This is a genomic window from Achromobacter sp. RW408 (assembly GCF_003184165.1).
Classification (GTDB): Bacteria; Pseudomonadota; Gammaproteobacteria; order Burkholderiales; family Burkholderiaceae_B; genus Achromobacter; species Achromobacter xylosoxidans.
On sequence record NZ_QHHO01000046.1, the window covers coordinates 385,141 to 405,265 of the forward strand.

Consider the following 20,125-nt stretch of genomic DNA (forward strand, 5'->3'; position numbering starts at 1 on the left):
GCCCGTGAACGCCTTTTCCGCTTCCCGCATTGCTACCTCGCCCGCGCCGGTTTGGCGATGTTGGCGACGTTGCCGCGGGCCCGGAACACCAGGAACGCCAGCAGCAGCGTCAGGCCCAGCTGCCAGGGACTCACGGCCCCCTGCCGTGCCAGCACGTCGAGCGCCTGGCCGCCGGTCAGCACCACCATCAGGTACGCCACCACGGACATGCCCACGCGATACCGCGCGCCGCGGCGCTGGTAGCAGGCCAGGCGCAGGGCCGTGGCGAAATTGGCGACGACAAAAAGAAGGGCCACCAGATGGTGGCCCGTGACGGTACTGCCGAAGTCCCAAGGGTGCATGTCAGCCTCCCCGCTTCCAGAAGGTGAAATCTGCCGCCTCGATCTTCTTGATCGCCGTGATGGCGACGGTCACGGCCACCGCGGCCGCACCGAAGCCGGTCACCACGGTTTCCTGAATGCCGATCAGGCGGCCCAGCTCGGGCGCCGCGAAATAGCCAATCAGCCAGGACACCAGGCCGTAGACCAGCCGTTTTGCGACGCCCAGCTCGTTGCTGTGCACGATGAACAGGGCGGCGCCGGCGAACGCGCCGATCAGCGCGCCACCATCCACCCCGGGCAGCATCGCACCGAAAAGCAGCGCCGAGGCCGTGGGCAATGCTGCGCTGATCGCGCTGGTAGGTTCAGCCATCATTTCTCCTGTGTGAGGTCTACCAGCTAGGCCTTGATGGCCGCGGCGAGACGGAACAGGTCATCCCGCTTCGCTTGAGTAAGGCCGAGGACGTCAGCCGCAGCGTTGAGCACGGCGCTGCCATGCTCGAATACCTGCAGTTCATCCCAGGCACGCCGGTAGTACGCCGGCGTCGCCGGATCGTTCAGTAGCTCCTCGAAGGCTTCGAATAGGGTTCGCTCAGGGCGCCCCTCCGCAGGAAAGCGAGTAAGGCGCATCGCCTCGCGGCCCTGATAGCGCGAAACCGAGGCCGGAGGTCCTGCCGGCGGCTCGGGCATTTCCTCCAACGATGCGGGCACCAAGGTAAGCGGCGCATCGACTGGTCCGAACGGCGAACGGAATACATAGTGACCGGCCGAGTTATCTGCGATCACGTCGTCGTCGAACTGAAAGAAGCGGCCCGTTTCAGTGTCTTTGAAGGTGTGCATTATCGATACTCCCGCCAGCCGCTCAGGCTCGCGTTAGTGGTGCTTGCCCGATATGTCGAACCTGCTGGGACCAGGATGCAGCCGGGCAAATTCGCCGCGCTATTCGGGTAAAAAATCAAGCCGGCCGGAGTTTCGTCTATGGCAAAGAACAAGTAGCCCGCTGCTGCTGTCGAAGTGGTATACACCTGGACGAGGATTGGGCGCCCCGTCGTGTTCGTGTAGATCACCCCCAAAGACCGCGAAGCCGCGACGTTCTGCCATGTCTGATTGAAGCCAAACACTTGGCCGCGCATAGTCTGAAATGCCGCATTGAGCGTCGCATAGTCGCTCGCCAGTTGTGCGGCGTCGGCCGCGCCGGGATTGGTGACGGCGCCGAACGCCTGGATGGTCCAAACGCCCGTGACGTTCGTCGGCCGCGTCTCGGTAGCAGTTCGCGCAACGCGCGAAGCGTCGAACGTGAGCCGCTGAGTCGCATTTGAATACGGATATTCAGGGGCCGAGCCGCTGGTATTAGCGGTGTTGTTAAATGCGCCATCTGACGCCAACTGCACACTACCGTATGCAAGCCCCACCGAAGCGGTGATGTTCTGCAACGCATCACGCTGAACAGTCCCATTCACGCCGCCCGAAAGCGCCCCGTCGCCACGGAGAAACACAGCGCCAACCGCGCCAGCAGACTTACCATTGAGATCAGGCACCCGGATGGTAGTGGAGCCGTCGCCAAGCGTGTAGCTGCCTCGCTTGAGCGGGTCGGCCAGCCAGTCGGCTTCCGGCACCACCGGCACCGTGCCAGCCACCACCATGGCGGCAAGGTCAGGAAAGGTAGCGCGCGAAATGGTCTGGCCATCCGCAGGGATCCGGCCTGCCGGGATGGACGAGCGCAGTGGCCACCAGGCCACCGCCCCCACCGGTACCGGAGATACAACGCGGTATTTGCCCGCCGCGGCGTCGAACTCGGCCATGCCTTGCCCGTTGACATAGATGGGCCCGCCGTCCGCCGTGGGCAGCTCGCTCGTGTTGAACGGTTGCACAGTGCGGCGCAGCAGCCGCTGTTCCGACACCCATCCGTCATTTGCCGAGTTGCGGCGCTTGAGCCAGCCGGTCCCGGTGTCCGCCCAGCGCATGTACGGGGCGACGTAGGCGCCCGTCAACGTCGCAGGGTCCACGGCGCCGGAGAAGTCCGAAGCGACGTTGACGAAATTGTCGTCGACCTCGTCACGGGTCAGCAGGCGCGCCAGGTTGCGGCGCAGGGTGAGCAATCGGGTCATGGCTTACCCGCGCTGCTGGGCCAGCGTCCAGTTGATGGTGAACACGTCCTCGGGCTCCTTGTTCTTGACGCCGAACACAGAGCGATTCGTCATCGTGCCGGCAGCGGCCGCATTGAAAAGACCGGCCTCGGTGACGGGGCCCGACCCCACGCCTTCGCCGAAAGTCGCGGTATAGAGGCGCTGCGCGCCGGTGCCGGAGATGGTGACCGGCACACGGCTGCCTGCGATTTCCACCTCCAGGGCCTTGTCGGCACCCGCCGCCGGCGTCGTGCCGGTGCCCAGCGCCATATGGGAAATCACCCCCACCGCCTCGCCAGCGGCGCGGGCGGCCAGATAGGCCAGGCCGTCATCGGTGAACAAGTTCTTGATGACGAAGCGCTCGATTTGCCCGGTGCGCCCACGGTGGACGGTGATTTCCAGGTCACCCCGGTTCAGGGCGCCGGAGCTGTTCAGCATGTTGCTCATGGGAAAGTCCTTTCAGAAGGAAGTGGCGTCGCCGACGTAGTCGTCGGCATAGTCCAGGGCGTAGTTCTCCAGCACCACACGGCCGGAGTCATGCGACGCGGCTGCATCACGGCGCTCGCGGGCTACCGCCAGCGCCAAGACGTCGACCGCCACCGCAGAGTCGAATCGAATGGAGCGCACCTGCTGCCGGGCCCAATCCACTGCGGTGCCGGCCGACAGCCGCACGAACGCAAGGGCAAACCGGTCCAGCGCGCCAGCAACGTCGGCCCGGCCAAAGGCAACGCCAGCGCCCACCACGTCAGTGGCGACCGCGCCATCGCGGCGTTGGCCCACCACGGCGACGGCACGCCAGTCGACGGCCGCCGCCAGGTCATGGCGGTTTAGGATCCGCACCAGGCGGAAGTAGTCCACGGCCAGGCCGAGGTCCGCCAGGATGGGATTCAGGCCCAGGGGGTCCGCCACCGCATCCACGCGCGCCACCAGGGTGCCCGAGGCGTCGACCGTGGCGGCGACAATTTCATGCTCCAGGTGAACGGGGCCGGTCATGCTAGAACTGCTCCCGCACCTGGAATTTCAGGATGGCGAACGCCGTCTGGATGCGGCCATCGGGAAAGGTCACCTCGACCTCGCCTTCGAATTCGCCCGCCGTATCCAGGGCGTCGGCCGACCAATCCATGGCCAGGCGGCCACCACGGCCGGCCACGTCATAGGGCGGGCGGTAATCGACGTCGCCCGTCTCGGGGTCGACGTAGCCGGCGATGGCAAAGCAGGGCATCGTGGCCTTGACGATATCGGCGCCCACCTCGCGGAACAGCAGCCGGGCGGTGGTGCCGGGCGCGGACAGATCCAGCGGGCGCCGCGTGCGCTGATCCGTCAGTGACAGCTGCAGCTGGGGCGCGGTGTCTCCCTGCACCAGGCGGATTTTGTCGGTTGCCATGCGTTATTTCTGCTCGTTGGGGCTGGTCATCGCCTTGGCGGTGACGTCGCTGGTCAGGGTGGACTGGCATGCTGCCAGGTGCTGGGCGGCGCGCTGGTGGAACGCCGGCACCGTGTCGGCCTCTTTGAGGAAGGCGCGGTAGAGGATGTAGTCCACCAGCGCCGGCGCGTAGGCGCCCTCCTCGGCCAGCTCCTTGTCGCCGTCGTCCTTCGTGACCGCCGCCGGCGGCTTCGCGTAGGACAACTCGATCACCACCCCAGCTCGCGCCGGCGGATACACGTCGAACTGGCCGGGGCTGCGCTCGTCGTACAGGAAGTGGCGGATCTCCTGCGCCTTGGACTGGCTGCGCCAATTCGGGCGCACGCGGCCCAGCGCCGCGGCGTCGGCCACCGTGATGGCGCGCTGGCGCGGCGCCGAGACATTGCGCGGCACGTCGAACAGCATGCGGGCGCCACCCGGCAGAGCCTGGCGCGCACCTTCGGCGCAGGCGAAATCCTCAGACACCTCGTACAGGTCGGGCCGCAGGCGGTAAGCCTCCAGGCGGCCGTCGCTCAACCACATGGGCAGCTCGGTGTCGTCCCAGTAAACGGCGCCGTCGTCCTGCAGGATGGTGCGCGCGCGGGTGATGACTTCGCCGACTTTCATTTGAATTCGTCCCCGCCAGTGCGCATCCGGCGCTTGGCAAAGCCACGGGCGCCATCGTCGGCCAGCGTGTTGCAATCCCGGTCGAACTCCGTCTGGTAGCCTCCAGCGCGGCCGGGATCCGCGTAGCCCGCCTTATGCTGGTGCAGGCGCGCCAGCGCGCCGTTGGCCAACTTCTCGGCGTACCGATTCAGCAGCACGTCGTGCAGCTCGCGCGCGTTCCTGGTGGGCGCGTAGGCCACCTCGAGCCGCAGCGCCCGCGGCGCCTTGACCGTCACCGCCGGCACCAACTGCACGAAGCCCGGCAGCCGGCAGTAGAAATGCTGCACCTCGGCGGTGCTGCCAACCTGGCGCCAAGCCCAGCCGTCGGGAAACTCCTCTTCCAGCTCGGCGCGCGTGGCCGACGTCACCGGGCCCTCGGGCAGCCAAGCCGCCACCACATCGACAATCTGCGTGTCAGCCTCGGGCGGGTCCAGCTCGTACTCGGTCGCGCCAGGCACCAGCGTCACCGGATCGAGGAACGCGCGCAGCACGCGGGTGCGGGTGCAGAATTCGATCGCTGCGTCGACGATGGCATCCTCGACCGCCGGCGTGGGCGCGCCTTCGATCAGCGGCACCACGAACCGCTCGAAATCTGCGAGGGCGGCCATTACGTCGGTTCGCCCGCGGCGCGCGAGTTGGCCAGGCTGACGATCTGCTGGATCATCTCGTCCTTCTTGAGGGCCGCGTCGAGTTCATGGTTGAACTGGGCACGGGCGAACGTCGCCAGGTCTTCCTTCTTCATGCCCTGCAGGTTGGGCATGTTGAAAGGCGGCACCTGGCTCTGCTCGGACAATTTGCCGCCGCCGACCGCCTGCTGCGTGGTCACGACCAGGCCAATGTTGCCCGGGTTTTCGTCCGCTTCCTCCCAGGCCTCGCGCCAGACGTCCTTGTGGGGCGTCAGCTTGATGGCGATCAGCGGCGGTACGAAATGAATCTGCCCGCGCTCCCACACCAGGCCGGTGCCGGCGACCGTGTCCTTCTTCTGCTCCTTCGCCCCGATGTACATGATCGGGATGAGGTTGTCCTGTTCCATAGGGAACTCCAAAAAGGTGGGGCCAGGCGGTTTCCCGCCCAGCCCCGAAAGCCGCGCAATGCGGCGAGACAGCCCCGAAAAGGCTTAGGCGACGCCCACCATCTGGCCGTTGACCACGGCCGTCAGCTGCGGCGTGCCCGTGAAGGCGCCCCCGCTGATCGTGGCAACCAGCTTGACCGGCCGCTTGAACAGGATGGGATGGGCGATCGAATCGACGTTGCCGGCGGCGGCGATGTCGGCGCCGGCCAGCCAGGCGTCCAGGTCGGCGACCGGACCGTCGCTGGCGTCGTAGGGCTCGAAGCCCAGGTCCGCCTTGACGCCGGCGCCAGCGGCGTCGGTGACCAGACGCACGGCCGTGACGACGACGCCGGCCGGGATAACGCCCAGGTAGACCTTGTCCGTGGTGCCGGCCGGGCCGCGGTAGCCGTAGGTTTCGACCCAGGCATTGCCGAAGGCCTGCGTGTGCAGGGGCTTGGCGTTGTAGTCGGGAGAGTAGCGATCCATGAAGTTCTCCAGTTCCACCGGTGCAGGCGGCCAGCCGGCCGCCCGCCGCCGATCAGGTGTTGAGGTTGACGACGGTGTCCAGCACCATCACGCCGTGGTCCGTCGGGATCTTGTTGCCGCGCGCGTCCGGCACCGAGAAACGGAGCTTCGCCTTGCCGCACATGACTTCGCCCGCGACTTCGAGGTTGCGCTCGAAGTTGTAGCGGTTCTCCATCCAGTTGGCGTAGGTGTCCGATCCCTGGTTCTTGCCGTAGACGTGCGCCAGCGCCTGGGCGCCCAGCAGCATGCCGCGGTCGACTGCGAAGCCCGGTTGCAACGTCGGGATCGTGACGTCCGCCTCGGTGGCGCTGGCCTGGCCGGCCTGGGTGCAGTAGCGCACCGAATCACCCGGGTTCAGCCGGATGGCGCGGTCCATCTTGCGCACCAGGATGTTGTGCCAGATGCCGGCCTCGCCCGTGAACAGCGGGTGCTTCTTCGGACCGGTGAACGACGAGGCACGGTTCCAGGCGTTCTGCAGGAACGTGCGCCACTGCAGGCTGTTGGCCGCCGTGTTGGTCAGAATGCTCTGCCACATGCGGTTGGTCACCAGCAGCAGGTACAGCGGCTCGTCATCGGCGGCGGCGTCGCCCGCGATCTTGATCGGCTGGAGCTTGAACTCCATGTCGTCGATGATCGCGCCCAGGTGGTCCAGGTGTTCCAGCTTGAAGGTGTCGGTGGTATCGATCGCGCCCAGCGCCTGGCCGCCCTGCACCAGCGACGTGCCGTCAGCCACCCAGTGGCGGTTGTAGGTCGGAGCCTTGACCGGGTTGATCATGATTTCGGCGAAATCCGGATCGTTGGCCATGGGCACCACCCAGTCGGTGCCGACCTGGGAGCCGCGGGTGCCGGCCAGGTGCACGATGGTGGACTGGTCGTTGAAGCGGCGGAACCAGCCCTGCAGGTTCGCCATGGCCAGGCCGCGCAGGTTGTGCACGGTGCGCTGCTGGGTCATCTTGCCGCCGGCATCCACCACCTTGGTGGCCAGGTCGATGCGGATGTCCATGCTGGACATGTCCAGGCGCTCGCCCTTGCCCTCGGCCTGCTTGTCGCCCATGATCGGCTTGCCGCCGGTCTGGTTGATCAGGTCGACGCTGACCTGGTCGCCCTGGGACTTCGTCAGGTCGGTGACACGCACGAGCGGCATGTCGGGGCTGGTCTGGCCTTTCAGCTTCGCCTCGGCGGCCGATTGCTTCGGCGCCGCCCCGGTCAGGTTGTTCATCAGCGAGGGCTGACGTTGGGTGTTGGCGAACAGCGCCGCGCCGAAAACCTTGCGCGCGAGCGGCGAGCCAACGGGAACAGTAGTTTGGGACATAAAGCCTCCAGTTCGTGGGATTTACGAAGAGAGGCGCGCCAGCTGCGCTTCGATTTCATCCGGCGACATGTTCATGAAGCGGTCCGTCAGGGCACTGCCCGACAGCGCCGCGATGGCGTCTGCCTCGGATGCGGCGGCCGGCTGGCCGCCAGGGATATCGGAAAGCGTGGAAGGCCCCGACGCTTCGGCCTTCGCTTTCGCGACGGCCTCGGCAACGCGCGCGGCAGGATCGGCTGGCTGCTTGCCCGCCGCGGCGGTGGCCGGGTCGGGTAGCTCGATCGCGCCGTGTTCGGCTTCGTACATACGGAGGGCGGCACCGAACCGCTCGGCGAGCGGCTTGTCCTGCCATGCCGGCTTGGCGCGCAGCATGGCGTCGATGGCGGCGACCTCGTTGAACTCGGCCGGGGCGGTGGTACGGAGATGGGCGAGCTTGGGGATCGACACGATGGTGTCCTCGACGGTCACCAGTGCCTGCACCTGCTGTTCGCGGCGCGCGGCTTCCGCTTCCTCGGCGGCGGGCCGGCCGGCGTCGACCTGTTCGCTCAGGCTCTTGGCCAGGTCGATCAGGTTGTCCATCCGGCGCGCCACGTCGGGAGCCTCTTCGCGCAGTTGCTCCAGCAGCTGCTCGTCGACGATCTGGTCCAGATCGAGCGACTTGGTTGCCTTGCCCTGCTGGGCGGCAGCCTGGTCCTGTTCCAGCTTGGTCGTCAGATCCCGCACCATCTGCTCGGCACGGATTGCGCGTTCGCGCTCCTGCTGCAGCACCTGGTAGGGAATGACGTTCTTGCCGTCCCTCGCCAACACAACGGCTTCGCCTTCCTGCGGGGCAGCGGCGGCCGTGGCCCCCTGCTGCTTACCGCCCTCGTCGGTGCTGGGCGCTGCACCGCTGGTATCGCCCTGGGGTTTGGCGCCGGCGGCGGTGGCCGCGGCGTCATCGGCGGTCGACTGATCGGCGGCGCTGGTAGTGGCATCCTGCCCACCGACCAGCGCGGCCAGCGCGTCGTCCGTCAAACTGAGGGGGTCGCGCAAGACTTCATCGAGGTTGTCGATGGGGTTGCCCGTCGTGGTTTCCGTGGTCATCTCTTCCTGCTCCTAGTTCTCGGATAGGTCCGGGGGTTGAAAACGAAAAAGCCCCCGACGATTTCTCGGCGGGGGCCAGTGGTTGCCCGTATCCCAGGGCGGGGAATCTGTGTCGGCGCGCTACGCGGCCGTGGCTTGGCGGGTGCCCAGGCGTGCCAGCACCTGGTCGACCTCGTCCGTCAGCTGCTGGAACCGCTCCTGCAGCCGGGCGCCGCCGGTCTGCGCTTCGGCGCGAATGCGCGCGCGCACCGTCTCGGCCTCTTCGTGCATTTCGGTCTGCCGCAGGCGGGTCTGCCATTCGGTGGCGCGATCGGCCAGCTGCTGGCGCAGCTTCTGCACCTCTTCCTCGTAGCGCGCCAGCGCGCCGTCCACCTGGCCCACCGTATCGGTGTCGCCAGCGCCGGCCGCTTCGGCGCGGATGCGCTCGGCCTCGGCCAGCAGCTTCTGCGTCTTGGCCTCGCGCTCGGCGATCTTCGACTGGGCGTCCTGCATGGCGGTCTGCATCTGGGCCTGCGCGGCCTGATCGGCCTGCTGCTTGGCGGCCTGCGCCTCGGGCGAGTTCGGATCGGCCTGGATGCCCAGTTGGGCCCGCAGGAACGCCGCCATCTCCTTGCGCTTGCCGAAGTCGGACATTTCCAGCGCGAAGGGGATCAGCAGCGCCTGCATGTTGGGCGGCATGGACTTGAGGATTTCCGAGAAGGCCGCGAACTGCTGGGCGCGGTAGGTCGGGGTGCTGGGGACGTCGGACAGCGCCACCTTGACCGGCGCCGTCTGCACGTCGTTCTCCTTATAGGCTTGGCCCGTGACCGGATCCTTGCGGGGAATGTTGACCACCACCTTGCGCTTGACCGTGCCGTTGTCCACCAGGATCTCGGCCTGGTCGGTCATGTCCTCTTTGATGAGGTCCAGCAGCGCATTGCCGACGCCGCGGCGCGCGACCCGGTAGTTGTCGTTGATCTTGGCCAGCGTGGTGACGCCCTGCTCCACCAGCGACTGGATGGCCAGGCCAGAGCTGGCATTGGATTGCTGGCCCATCATGGCGGCGTACACGCCCGCCGCCTCCTGGATGGCCTGCTTGCGCTCCTGCATGACCTGGAACTGCTGCTGGGACAGGTCGAAATTCGATTCGACCCGGATATTGGCGCCGACGCGCAGCGCCTTCGGGTTCATCACGACGAAGGCGTCCGATTGGCCGATCTCCCGGCTGACATCGCTCATCGTGTTGTATTTCTCGTCCAGGGCGTCCGAGTCGATGAAGGTGCGCCGGCTGTTCATCAGCCACATCATGCGCGCCGCGCGGGCGTTCACCTCGTCCTGCGGGGACAGCATGGCCCGGATGATCCCATAGGGCACGCCGGTCAGATCCTCGCGGTAGCCGAAGAACGGGATGTACGGGAAGCGCCGGCGGTTCGTGGCGCGGTCCTGAACCCGGATCGGGCCGATGTGGAAGGCGCAGCGAATTTTGTCGTAGACGGCGAGCTTGGGCTGGACGGCGCCAGCGGCGACCAGCGCACGGTGCACCTGGTTCTGCTCGTTGAATTCCAGGGTGCGCCCGCCGGGCAGCGCCAGCACCAGGCCGCGCACCCAGATCCGATACCAGACCTCGAAGCACGTCACCACCCTGCGCTCGATGTCGCGCCAGTCCAGGTCATCCCAGGTGGTGCGCGTGCCCTGCCCGATGTCATTGAAGAAGTCCGCCGACATGCGAGCTTCGGTCGTCAGGTAGTCCGCCCAGTCGCGCCAGCCGGCCGCGGCCAGGATCATCTCCCGGTGCTGGGGGAAAAACGCGGCGATGTGGTCGGCGTCGTAGCGCTTCTTTCGCACCACATAGCGGGCATCGCTCCAGTCCAGGGCGCGGCTGCGCCAGTCCCAGTAAATCTCGGAGCGGGGAACACTGGTGACGCGGTAGGGGTAGTTGAAGGGGTTGCTGTTGCGTGACACCTCCACCACCCCGAAACCGGCCTTGATCTGGCTGGCGTAGGCATCCGACGTGGCGGTATCCGCCTGGGCCTCGCGCTCGGTTTCGTGCATCTTGGCCGACAGCGCCTCGGCCACGTCCTGGTACTGGTCGTCGTCGCCCCCGACGCGCCAGTCGGTACGGGTCTTGGCCTCCATCCCCAGCACGGCGTTGACCGTCGGCTGGATCAGGTTGGTGACCAGCGGCCCCAGGCCTTTCGCTTCCAGGCGGGCCAGCGTCTCGGCGTCCAGCTGGTTGCCGTCGTAATAGTCGCAGGCCTTGTCCGCCTCGCGGCGCCAGGTCGGCTGGTTGCGGATCTCGTCCAGCCAGCGTTCGAGCTGGGACACGGACAGCGCGCCGGCGTCGGCCGGCGCCTGATCGCGGGCGTGCGCGGTCGCGCTGTCGCTGCCATCGAGGAGGCGGAAGCCGGTTACGGAAGTGTTCATGCGCGCCAGTTTTCCCGGTGTCGTTTGAAGTTGATCGGTGCGTTGTTGACCGCGTAGCGAAGGGACATCACGCCGTAGCGCGATGCGGAAATGACGTCGTCATCGATCTTCACGATGGCGCCGTCCTTGCGGTGGTAGGTGCGGTACTCGGAAAGCCAGCGTTCCAGGTGAGAAAAGACCTTGAATCGGCCGGTGACCATGCGGTTGAGCATGATCTGGATGCCGGCCTCGACGCCATTCGAGCCATCCTCGAACTGCGTGCGCTCCGGCAGCATGGACACGCCCTCGGCCAGGTAGGCGTCCCGCATCGGCGTGCCGGTGTCCTTCTGCGCCTGCAGGGCGTCGTGCGGCCAGGCCACCGGGATCCAGCTGCCACGGCCCTTGATGGCGCTGGCGTGCACGGAAACCGGCTGTTTCTTGGCGGCGTACACGTCGTACACGTAGACGATGTCGGCGTCCTGGTTGTGCGCCAGCCAGGCCGCCGCCGTCGGGTGGTCCCATCCCAGATCCAGGCCGCAGATGCGCGGCCAGCTGTCGGGGATGTTGAACGGCGGCACCACGATGCTGGATTCCGGCACCGGAAACACCGCGCCGGAGCCCAGCACCGGCTTGCCATAGGCGCGGGCCTCGCGTTCGTGGTCCGGGTAGCTGGCCAGGATCGCGTCGGCCTGCTCGCGGGTGTAGTGCTCGGCATCGTAGATGCCCATGAACACCACCACGGTGCCGGCGTGCTTGTCGATCAGGAACCGCTTGACGGTCGCCGACATGCCCATCAGGGGCGTGAAGGTCAGATACACCGGGCCCAGCGTCGTGTTGGTCCGGGTGATGGCCTCCATGTAGATGTCGTGGGGCGGCTCCTCGTCCAGCCAGACGAAATCCAGGGTTTCGGCCTGGAACTTCTCCCGGCCCTGCTCGTAGTTGCGAAAGCCCAGCACGCTCTCGCCGCCCTGGACGTCGCCACCACCACCATGGCGCACCACAATCATGGACACCGCGCCCGGCACGCCGGCCAGCGGCGCCACCTCCTTGATGGCGTCTCCGGGGATGGCGCCGGTCCCGCGTTCACTGTCGACGCCAGGCCGGCCCAGCAGCAGGCGCTGCATGCCGTCGCGCGTCAGCGCCGACGACACCGAGGCCGCCCAGCCCGCCGTGGGCTTCTGGAAAACCTTGCCTTCCCACCATGCCGGGTAGCGCCCGGTCAGGTGCATGGCCGTCTCGTAGGCGCCCGAGAACGTCTTGCCAAGCTGGTTGCCGGCAGAAAAAAGGCGCTCGCGGTATGCGGCGCCTTGTGCGTGGAACTCCCTCTGTTTCTCGTACGGCCGGTAGTACTTCAACCGGTTGCGCTTGGCGCGCCAGGCACGCTCCTGCAGCGCCCTGGCCAGCATCACGCGCGGGTTGGACATCAGTGCATCGTGGTCCCGGCGCCAGCGCCGCCGGCGCGCAGCTGGGCAAGAACCTTCTCCACCGGGATACCCTCGGCCTGGGCAATTTCCTGGGCGGCCTGCGCGATGGCGGCATCCAGCTCGGCGTCGGACTTCTTGTCCAGGTCGCCCAGTCGCAGCTCCTTGCGCTCCACGAACATGCCCAGGTAGCGCCCGATCAGCTCCAGATTCGGGGTCTTGGCCGCCAGCTTGAGCGTGAAATTGCTGTTGCGGTCCCAGCTCCAGCCCACGATACAGCGGCGCACGCGCTCGGGCAGCAGCCGCAGATCCTTCGGGCTGGTGATATCGCGCAGTACGCCATTCTCGTCCGTCACCACCAGGTCCGCCGCGTCGTAGAAGCCCATGGCCACCCATTCCTCGAGGACGCGCTGGGCGGTGACTTCCAGCTTCGCCGACAGCTTATCGCGCAGGACCTGCACCGCCGCCGCGACGTTAGCCTGGTTCAACAAGCGCGACGCGCCGCTGATGGCAGCAGCACCGCGCGCCCGGTAAGCCGCCTCGTAGGCCTTGGTCTGGTTCTGGAAGCCGCCGGCGGCGAACTCGTCCACGAACCGGCGCTGCTGGGGCGTCAGCGGGCTATCCGCAGACACCACGCGGCGAGCGGCGGTCGACAGCGTGCGTTTCGAGCGCGCAGGCGCTTTCCGCCTCGGCTTGTGCGCTTGGGGCTGAGACGTAGGCTTTGGCATGGATGTAACAAAGTGCAATACAATCGACCCAACGTGGGGAGCGATATCTCTGACTTTTCGGTGGAATGAAGATGGCGGAACTGGACGACGTTGCAGAGAAGGCGAGGCGCAACCTGATGGTAATTGCCACTGGCATTATCACAGTGGCGGCGCTGGGCATTCCGCTAGACGGGCGACTAGTGGGTGCGGTTAATTTGAACGAAGTAGAGCCATGGCGTGCCTGGGCTTGCACGGGAACTGTGCTTTTCTATTTTTGGCTGCGTTTTCACTTGGCTCCGAGCCGTTCAGAGGCTCGATCGCATCACAAAGAGAAAAAGGCTCAGGAACTTGAATCTCGATTCAAAGCCTTTGCCAATGATCAGTTCTCCAGATGGACAACCAAAGGGGCCCGGTCCCTCAAGGTCACCCTGGCGGGGCCGTACGATCCTCAATCAATTGGGACCAGCCTCGTAAACGTCCAATGGAATCCGAGATTCAGCGGCGGCACTGCCCATATGATGCAGTACAGAATTGAGGACCTAGGAGTGAACTACGATAGGCCCATTGGCATGGGCAAACTACGTTTCAGGGTTACGCCCGCCGCTCGACTCTGGGTCTGGGCTTCTGTGCATATAAACCGCCTGCGTCACCTCACTTGGGAGGGTCTTGAGCTTTCTCTTCCGCATGTGTTATCCGGCGCAGCGGCGGCCGTCTGCATTTGGAAGTTTTGTACCGCGTTGTACTACTCGTTCCCTTTCATGCGCCACCTGATTCCCGCATGAAAAAACCCCGCTCGGTTTCCCGGCGGGGTCTTCAGACGCACTGTTGACCAGTGACAGAATGGGGCCGATTTTGCGGGTGCAATCCGCAAATGTCAAGCAACGGCCTCCTGCGCCCCCACGATGCCAGCCCCCCGCAGCAGGGATTCCGCCAGTTCCATGGCGCGGGCTTCCTCGCCCTTCTTGCCCTCCTCGACCACCCCGGCGCCTTTGCGCACTACGCGCGAGCCGCGCAGCCAGATGGTGATTTTTCCGTTCTGATCCGTGACGGTGCGATCGCTGACGCCAGCGTGCACGGCCAGGTCGGAGAGCATCACGCGGCCGCGGTTCGCCTTCGCGGCGAAGTACCGGGCGACGATGCCGTCGCGGACGGCGCGGTGCACGATGTGCCCGGATAGGATGCCGCTGGCCATGACGCCGTCGGACACCGCGCGCACCGCGGCGAACCAGTCCTGGTCCCACACGCTGCTACGGCAGCACGGGCATGGCGTCGTCTGCGGCAGAAACCGCGCCTCGAGGATGCGCTGGTGCAGCGGCGCCAGCGCCTGCAGCTCGCGCAGGATGAATCCGGCCTGGGCCGCGCCGTCGACGCCGGCCAGGCCGCGACCGGTGCGCGGCGTGCGATCGGCCATTTTCACCATGGCCGGCCGGTCCAAGGTGCCGGCGGAGTAGTTGAAGGCGTAGGTGAGCGCCTGGTGGGCACCCTTGAAAAGCGGTTCGGACACTGTGCGCTCCTGGCAATCGTGAAAATTCTGTACGCCGGCCGCCCCGGCCAGCTGATCATTCCTGGTCATGGAACCCACCGGTGCGCGCGCGGCTGCCGCCGTGCATCGAGTGCATGGGCGGCTGGGCGCCGATGCGTTCGGCGTTCAAGCCCAGCATCGCGGTCATGCACAGGGGCTTGCGAGTGGTGACGCCGGGCAGCACCTGCACCTGGCTGGCGTGAACCGGCGTGAGCGCGGGTTGCGCTGGTGTCGGATCCGGCTGCCGCTCTACCGGGACGCAGTCGGCCGTGCGGGTCGGGGTGCTGGCGTCGGTGGTGCTGGTGGCGACGGGCCCCGCAGATTGCCAGCGCGCATAGGCTTCCAGCTTCGTGGCCCCCACCCCTATGCGGCCGGCGCCGACGCACTCGTACCACTCGGAGCCAGCCGGCCGATCGGGCCAAAGGCGCAGCCGCGGGCGCACCACGGGCCGCGTCGGCGCCCCGGTGCTGACCGGGTATCGCCGGCGCTGCTTGGGCGGCTCGCCACGCTGGTGGCGCTGAACCGTGGTGACGATCTGCCACACGCGCTCGGGCGAGATGCCGTAGGCGCGCGCCAGCTCGGCGCTGGGTTCACCAGCCTCGCGCCGGCGAGTGATTTCCAGGTTGCGATCGCTGATCTTCATGCGGCAGTCTCCAGGCCGAACAGCACGGACTGCGGGTCGTAGGTGTGCAGCGGCGTAACGACCGCCACCAGCCGCGCGCCATGCTCGTCCGGTTCAGCGCGCCGCGCGTGGATCTCGCGCACCCAGCGGTCGTCTTCGAAAACCACGTCCTTGAGGCTGTCCAGGACGACCTTCTGGGCGTTGTCCAGGTCCAGGCACTGCACGGTGTCGTCCCAGGCGGTGCCATCTTTGCGCATGCGCTTCTGCCAGTCCTGCGGACGATTCGGGAACAGGGTGAATTCGACCTTGACGCGGCCGGTGATCGGCCGGGCGAAGCCGGCCTTGCGCGCCAGCGCCAGCACCTGCGCCTTGTAGGCCTTCGCCTCGGGCGTGACGTAGGTGCTGGTGAACGCCGGCTTGCCCTTTGGCTTTACCAGGCGGCTGGACCAGTAGCGGTTCGCGCTGATCGGGTACGGCAGCACCAGGATGTGGGATTGGATGGTCATCAGGCTCCCTCGCTGCGCAGGTCGCGCAGCCATTCGATGCGCGCCTCGGCCTTGGCCGCCGGCGCAGGTTGATAGGTCGCGCAGCTGCGGCGCCACAACGGGCTGACGAAGCTGCCGGGACGGTCGGTCATGAGCGCGCAGCGGCCCAGGCCTTGCGCGGCCATGGCGGTGTGCGGGTGGCGCAGCGTGAAGCGCTCGCAGTAGACGCACTGGACGGCCGTGTTCACAGATTCACCCCGTAGTCGGCACGCAGCCGCGCTTTGTCGTCGTCGGTCAGGCCGGCACGCGCGATCACTCGGTCCTTGAACTGCCAGAACGGCTCGGCATCGCCCTGGGTCAGGCCCAGCTTGGCGCCCTGCTCGGTGATGCCGCTGGCGCTGGTCACCCAGGCGAGCGGGTCGGCAGCCTTCGCGGTAGCGGGGCGCTTGCCGTCCAGCCTGCTGGCGGCCGCGGGCGGGTTCACGACCTTGTCGACGAACACGTCGAGAAACCCAGCCGTGATCGTCCCCTGATCGCCGTTCGCATCGCGGTCCGCCACGGCCAGCCCATACGCCTCGACCAGCTGCAGGCTGGAGACGCCGGCCTGCACCCAGCGGACGATGCGAGGGTCGTTGCTCTGCGCCCCGCGGGGCGGCTTGCCGCGGTCCTTCTCCTGCTGACGCAGCCAGACCGCGATGGCCATGGCCTTTTCGGACGGCGGTTTGCCCTCCAGCACCAGCGGCGGCGGCAGGTCGTCCGCAGGTTCGCGCGCGGGAGGATGTAAAGCCGCCGCTGCTATATCTTTTCTATTACTGGTTCCGGTTCCGGTTCCGGTAGCGTCACTCCCGCCGGAATCCCCCGGGAGTCCCGCGCCTGTCCCGCGGGACAATTCAGGACTACCAGCGGACGATCCGGGACTGTTTCCGGTCTGGGCCGCAGCGCGCTCGGCCTTCTTTCTCTCGCGGTATTCGGCCTTGCGGTTGCGTTCGCCATCGCGTCGCTCAATCATCTCCAGGACGCGTTCGGCCAGCGTGTCGTGGTACAGCCGACCATCGTCCGCCAGCCACCAGCCGCGCATGAGGCGCGCCTTGCTCGCCTGGAATTGGTCAAGAGGCATGCCGATGCGCGCCGCGATCAATTCATCGTCTTGAGGCAGACTGCCGCAAGGGGTTTGCTCCCAGGCGGTCATCCACAGCATGAGCAGCCACGGGCGGATCTCGGGCGCCGCAAGGGCCCAGGTGTCCGACTGGCGAATCCGTTCGTGGTCCAGCTCGAACCGCCAGCCCTTGGCGCGCGTGTCCGCCGGATAGGGCCTGGGCTTTGTCATGAGGCCTCCCTATGCTCGAGGCGCGCAAAGGCATCCCACATCCGCAGACTTGCCAGGCGCGCGATATCGACCGCTGCGGCCGGACTGATCGCCGGAGCATCGCGATTCGGCGCCGCACGGCGCACGCACTCCACGCGCATGGCTTGGCCGACTGGACGCGGGTAGCCGTCGCGGTCCAGCAGCAGGACGCCGCTCTGGCAGCTCGGAAGCGCCGCCAGCAGATCCGGGGTCCAGATCTCCTTGGGCAACGCGTAGTAGTGCTTCCAGACCTTGCGTGGCCAGTCCTTCGGTGTGCTCTTGTATCGGGCGCGCCGGTACTCGCGTTCGAGGCGCAGCTCGTTCATCCTCGGGCTATGGCGCAGCTCCGACACGGTGGGCCAGTAGCCAAGGTGTTCGCGGTGCCACCACTTTTCCTTCTTGGCGTCAGCTTTCAGGTCAGCCCGGCTGATCTTGATTTCGACGTCGATGATGCGCAGGTTCTCCGTCACCACCAACAGATCGCATTCGTGGCCGGTCCAATTGCAGTTCGGCACCACCACCAGGTATTTTCGGTTGAACGTCTGCCGCACCAGCGCGCGGGCGATGGCATGCTCTGACCAGGTCATGTCGTCACCCCGCGCCAAACGAAATCGCCCTTGTCCTCGCGCATGGCCGGCTCGTTCTCCTGGCACGGACATTCGTAGCCCGCCCAGCGATCAGCGACAGGCCGCCAGAAATTTCGCACGCGGCCAGAAGGAACGTGGTTGTCCTCTTTCGCGTCGATCAGATCGAACTCGTCCAGCACCCAGGCCGCATCCGCGGCGGAGCAACGCTCGCCGCTGAGGCTGACGCTCAGGTGGTATTCGGGCCCCAGCTCGGGCTCGCCGGGTTCGGGGACAGCCACCTCGACGGCGGACAGCACATAAAGGCCGCTGGCCTCATGCAACCAGGCGGCGATGGGAAAGCCAAATGCCAGGATCTGCGCCGGGATGGCGTTGCGGGGCACCTCCGTCCAGCCAGCCCCTTTGGGGCGCTTCGGTTGGATGATCGACAGAGTCATGCGCCCTCCCCGCCCCGCACGGCCAGCGCCGTCGCAATCGGCCGCACCCAGATGGGGGTACTCGACAGTTGGAACGACTCGCCGGCGCGCGACAGCAGGATGGCCCGGCCGATCTCCTCGGCCATGGCCTTGGCCGCCTTGCGCGGCACGGCGTTGCCGATGCGCTCCCGGTGGGCGCTGTCGGAAGTGCCGTCCATCAGGAACACCTCGCCGCGCTCCTCGGCCTCGGCGTAGTCGTCGGGGTCGTAGATGCTCTGCAGGGCCGCCAGCTCGAGCGTTGTGAACGGCCGGTGCCAGGTGCCATCCTCGGCGACGATGCGGCACACCAGCTTGTCGTTCGCCGCGGGCAGTACTGGAACATGTCCTGGAACATCGCCGCCAGAATGTGTTCCAGCGTTCCATTCGCCCCCGTGTGCCGCAGCGCCAGCCGGAACATATCGCGGGTCCGCGATCGACCATGAGCCGTTGTCGTGGCACGCCGACGCCGACACGGCGCCGACGTGCTTGTCCCAGGCGGCCACGCCGTAATGCCCAGCGGTTAGGTAATGGTCGCCACGCTCGCGGGCCAAGCCGGGCCGCGGATCCGCGACCGCAAAGGCTCCCTGGCCGGTGGTGCTGCCGGAAATGACAGTCCTGCTGGCGCCGTCCCACCCGGTGACCGCATATTTGCTGTGCCCCTCCGAGCCGCGCGGGTCCGCCACGCATTGCCCGGTGCCGTGGGCGCCTGTGACGGCGCGCGCCGCGGCGTCATAGCGGATGATGCGGAACTCGTTGCTGTGCTTGGCCGGGCCGTGGTGGCGCGGGTCAGCGACGCTGTAAGCGCCCTGCCCCGGACCTTGTTGGCCGGCGATCGCACCGGTCGACGCGTCCCAGCGGCGCACGCCGTAGGCCTGGCCGTCCTTCCACGCCGCTGACGGATCGAAACGCGGATCGGCCACCGAGAAGGCGCCATTCAGCGGATGGCTGCGTCCAGCCACCACGCCGGTGCTGTCTTGCATCGAATGCACGCCCAGGGCGCATCGGCGCATCTCCGGCACCAGCAGGAAGTCCCGCAGGTAGCCGTCCTGCACGGCCAGGCGGTTCAGGCTGCGCCAGTCGCTGCCGGCTTCCACGAACGCCAGGCGCACCCAGGTTTTCCAGCTCAGGTTCGGGATGCGGTGCATCGGGCCGGCGCGCAGGTCGCCCGGCAGGTGCATACGGCCGAGGATCTCGCCCACGGCCCGCAGCGGGCGCTTCGGCGGCTCGTAGATGAACGCCGGCACCTTCTCGGCGTGGCGCGCGATCAGCAAGAAGCGCTTGCGGCTTTGGGCCAGACCGCCCAGTTCGCCGCAGTCGTGGGCGGTTTCGCGCACGACATAGCCATAGTGGCGCAGCAGCTGGACGATCTGGTCCAGGAAGTGGCGCCCGCGCGTGGCGATACGCGGCACGTTCTCGAACAGGATGACCTCGACCGGGTCGTCCTTCCAGGCCTCCAGGCACAGCCAGATGCCGCGCAGCGTGAGTTCGTTGAGCGCCTGGTACTTGGCCGTGAGGCTGCGCGCGTGCGACAGCAGCCCCGAAAAGCCCTTGCACGGCGCGGACAGGAAAAGGATGTGCGGCCGATGCCCGCCCGCGGCGGCGCGGACGTCCGCCGGCATGGCCTCGACCCAACCTGACGGGGGCTCGTGGCCGTGGAATGCGATGTACTGGTTGCGGCTGAACATGTCCCGCACCGTGCAGCGCACGCCCGTGAATTTCTCGAAGTCGGCCGCGCCGGCCGGATCCACGTCGATCCCGCCCAGGCAGACCATCTCGCCCTCAAGGCCAGGGATGGCGGGCTTTGCGTCCTGCATGCCGGCCGCGCCGATGCCCGACCCGGAAAAGACGCCGAAATGGTTGATTCTCGATTTCGCCATGGCGTCATGCGACCGTGTTGGCGCGTGCGCGCACGTATCCGATCGCGCCGAACGCATGCTGTTCCAGCACAGCGCGCGCGTACTCGGCCTTGGTCTTGCCGCTCATCGTGGCCAGGGCCGCGATCGCGTCGTAGAGGTCACTGGTGCAGGGCACGTCCAGCCGTTCGGTGCACTTGCCACCGGTAGAGGTGTCGGCGGGGCGGGATTCCAGGGTATGCAGGGTCGGGTTGCTCATGGGTTACCTAT

Annotated in this window: 26 protein-coding genes; 1 reads left to right on the forward strand and 25 read right to left on the reverse strand. The window is 66.9% G+C overall.

Annotation, left to right across the window (positions count from 1 at the left end; genetic code table 11):
• Positions 1-32: 32 nt before the first annotated feature.
• The 16 genes from DK459_RS11820 to DK459_RS11895 form a co-directional block, all read right to left on the reverse strand.
• Complete coding sequence (locus DK459_RS11820) at positions 33-341, reverse strand: phage holin family protein (protein WP_049052356.1); 309 nt, start codon at positions 339-341, stop codon at positions 33-35.
• A 1-nt stretch (position 342) separates the two neighbouring features.
• On the reverse strand, positions 343-690 hold the full coding sequence (locus tag DK459_RS11825; RefSeq protein ID WP_024069265.1) for a putative holin: 348 nt from the start codon (positions 688-690) through the stop codon (positions 343-345).
• A 26-nt stretch (positions 691-716) separates the two neighbouring features.
• Positions 717-1,157: a hypothetical protein gene (locus DK459_RS11830; protein WP_110134751.1), complete on the reverse strand. Its 441-nt coding sequence runs from the start codon at positions 1,155-1,157 to the stop codon at positions 717-719.
• On the reverse strand, positions 1,157-2,425 hold the full coding sequence (locus DK459_RS30775) for a phage tail protein (RefSeq protein WP_199234280.1): 1,269 nt from the start codon (positions 2,423-2,425) through the stop codon (positions 1,157-1,159). The genes DK459_RS11830 and DK459_RS30775 overlap by 1 nt, the downstream gene beginning before the upstream one ends.
• A gap of 3 nt (positions 2,426-2,428) precedes the next feature.
• Positions 2,429-2,890: a hypothetical protein gene (locus DK459_RS11840; protein WP_110134752.1), complete on the reverse strand. Its 462-nt coding sequence runs from the start codon at positions 2,888-2,890 to the stop codon at positions 2,429-2,431.
• A 12-nt stretch (positions 2,891-2,902) separates the two neighbouring features.
• Positions 2,903-3,436 carry a hypothetical protein gene (locus tag DK459_RS11845; protein ID WP_054481154.1) on the reverse strand — a complete coding sequence of 178 codons (534 nt, stop codon included), beginning with the start codon at positions 3,434-3,436 and terminating at the stop codon, positions 2,903-2,905.
• A gap of 1 nt (position 3,437) precedes the next feature.
• Positions 3,438-3,827: a hypothetical protein gene (locus tag DK459_RS11850; protein ID WP_110134753.1), complete on the reverse strand. Its 390-nt coding sequence runs from the start codon at positions 3,825-3,827 to the stop codon at positions 3,438-3,440.
• A 3-nt stretch (positions 3,828-3,830) separates the two neighbouring features.
• A complete protein-coding gene (locus DK459_RS11855) occupies positions 3,831-4,472 on the reverse strand; it encodes a DUF6682 family protein (protein WP_110134754.1) in 642 nt (213 codons plus the stop codon).
• Positions 4,469-5,119 carry a hypothetical protein gene (locus DK459_RS11860; protein WP_060721022.1) on the reverse strand — a complete coding sequence of 217 codons (651 nt, stop codon included), beginning with the start codon at positions 5,117-5,119 and terminating at the stop codon, positions 4,469-4,471. Before DK459_RS11860 ends, DK459_RS11855 begins: the two co-directional genes overlap by 4 nt.
• The gene (locus DK459_RS11865) at positions 5,119-5,544 is read right to left on the reverse strand and encodes a hypothetical protein (protein ID WP_024069271.1); all 426 of its coding nucleotides are present in this window, start codon (positions 5,542-5,544) and stop codon (positions 5,119-5,121) included. The genes DK459_RS11860 and DK459_RS11865 overlap by 1 nt, the downstream gene beginning before the upstream one ends.
• Positions 5,545-5,628: 84 nt before the next feature.
• Positions 5,629-6,048 carry a hypothetical protein gene (locus tag DK459_RS11870; protein WP_110134755.1) on the reverse strand — a complete coding sequence of 140 codons (420 nt, stop codon included), beginning with the start codon at positions 6,046-6,048 and terminating at the stop codon, positions 5,629-5,631.
• Positions 6,049-6,100: 52 nt separating this feature from the next.
• Positions 6,101-7,399, reverse strand: a complete 1,299-nt coding sequence (locus DK459_RS11875) for a DUF4043 family protein (protein WP_110134756.1) — start codon at positions 7,397-7,399, stop codon at positions 6,101-6,103.
• A gap of 21 nt (positions 7,400-7,420) precedes the next feature.
• Positions 7,421-8,479, reverse strand: coding sequence for a hypothetical protein (locus DK459_RS11880; protein WP_110134757.1), 1,059 nt, complete (start codon positions 8,477-8,479; stop codon positions 7,421-7,423).
• A gap of 120 nt (positions 8,480-8,599) precedes the next feature.
• Positions 8,600-10,882 carry a phage portal protein gene (locus tag DK459_RS11885; protein ID WP_110134758.1) on the reverse strand — a complete coding sequence of 761 codons (2,283 nt, stop codon included), beginning with the start codon at positions 10,880-10,882 and terminating at the stop codon, positions 8,600-8,602.
• A complete protein-coding gene (locus tag DK459_RS11890; protein WP_110134759.1) occupies positions 10,879-12,285 on the reverse strand; it encodes a terminase large subunit domain-containing protein in 1,407 nt (468 codons plus the stop codon). Before DK459_RS11890 ends, DK459_RS11885 begins: the two co-directional genes overlap by 4 nt.
• Positions 12,285-12,914 (reverse strand): terminase small subunit, encoded by a 630-nt coding sequence (locus DK459_RS11895; protein ID WP_158288272.1) that lies wholly within the window; start codon positions 12,912-12,914, stop codon positions 12,285-12,287. Before DK459_RS11895 ends, DK459_RS11890 begins: the two co-directional genes overlap by 1 nt.
• Positions 12,915-13,081: 167 nt before the next feature.
• Here DK459_RS11895 and DK459_RS30405 point away from each other — a divergent pair, with 167 nt between their 5' ends.
• Positions 13,082-13,771, forward strand: a complete 690-nt coding sequence (locus DK459_RS30405; RefSeq protein WP_146221893.1) for a hypothetical protein — start codon at positions 13,082-13,084, stop codon at positions 13,769-13,771.
• Between the two features lie 92 nt (positions 13,772-13,863).
• Here the strand turns inward: DK459_RS30405 and DK459_RS11900 are convergent, their stop codons facing one another.
• The 9 genes from DK459_RS11900 to DK459_RS11940 are packed head-to-tail and all read right to left on the reverse strand — an operon-like array spanning position 13,864 to position 20,114.
• Positions 13,864-14,562 (reverse strand): hypothetical protein, encoded by a 699-nt coding sequence (locus DK459_RS11900; RefSeq protein ID WP_146221894.1) that lies wholly within the window; start codon positions 14,560-14,562, stop codon positions 13,864-13,866.
• Entirely contained in the window at positions 14,549-15,154 is a 606-nt protein-coding gene (locus tag DK459_RS11905) for a hypothetical protein (RefSeq protein ID WP_110134762.1), read from the reverse strand. The genes DK459_RS11900 and DK459_RS11905 overlap by 14 nt, the downstream gene beginning before the upstream one ends.
• A complete protein-coding gene (locus DK459_RS11910) occupies positions 15,151-15,639 on the reverse strand; it encodes a RusA family crossover junction endodeoxyribonuclease (RefSeq protein WP_199234281.1) in 489 nt (162 codons plus the stop codon). The genes DK459_RS11905 and DK459_RS11910 overlap by 4 nt, the downstream gene beginning before the upstream one ends.
• Positions 15,639-15,866 carry a hypothetical protein gene (locus tag DK459_RS11915; RefSeq protein WP_110134763.1) on the reverse strand — a complete coding sequence of 76 codons (228 nt, stop codon included), beginning with the start codon at positions 15,864-15,866 and terminating at the stop codon, positions 15,639-15,641. The genes DK459_RS11910 and DK459_RS11915 overlap by 1 nt, the downstream gene beginning before the upstream one ends.
• The gene (locus DK459_RS11920) at positions 15,863-16,945 is read right to left on the reverse strand and encodes a DUF1376 domain-containing protein (protein ID WP_110134764.1); all 1,083 of its coding nucleotides are present in this window, start codon (positions 16,943-16,945) and stop codon (positions 15,863-15,865) included. The genes DK459_RS11915 and DK459_RS11920 overlap by 4 nt, the downstream gene beginning before the upstream one ends.
• A complete protein-coding gene (locus DK459_RS11925) occupies positions 16,942-17,550 on the reverse strand; it encodes a hypothetical protein (protein WP_110134765.1) in 609 nt (202 codons plus the stop codon). Before DK459_RS11925 ends, DK459_RS11920 begins: the two co-directional genes overlap by 4 nt.
• Positions 17,547-17,984 (reverse strand): hypothetical protein, encoded by a 438-nt coding sequence (locus DK459_RS11930; protein ID WP_060721033.1) that lies wholly within the window; start codon positions 17,982-17,984, stop codon positions 17,547-17,549. The genes DK459_RS11925 and DK459_RS11930 overlap by 4 nt, the downstream gene beginning before the upstream one ends.
• Entirely contained in the window at positions 17,981-19,879 is a 1,899-nt protein-coding gene (locus DK459_RS11935) for a DNA cytosine methyltransferase (RefSeq protein ID WP_110134766.1), read from the reverse strand. Before DK459_RS11935 ends, DK459_RS11930 begins: the two co-directional genes overlap by 4 nt.
• Before the next feature lie 4 nt (positions 19,880-19,883).
• A complete protein-coding gene (locus DK459_RS11940; RefSeq protein ID WP_110134767.1) occupies positions 19,884-20,114 on the reverse strand; it encodes a hypothetical protein in 231 nt (76 codons plus the stop codon).
• Between the last annotated feature and the right edge of the window lie 11 nt (positions 20,115-20,125).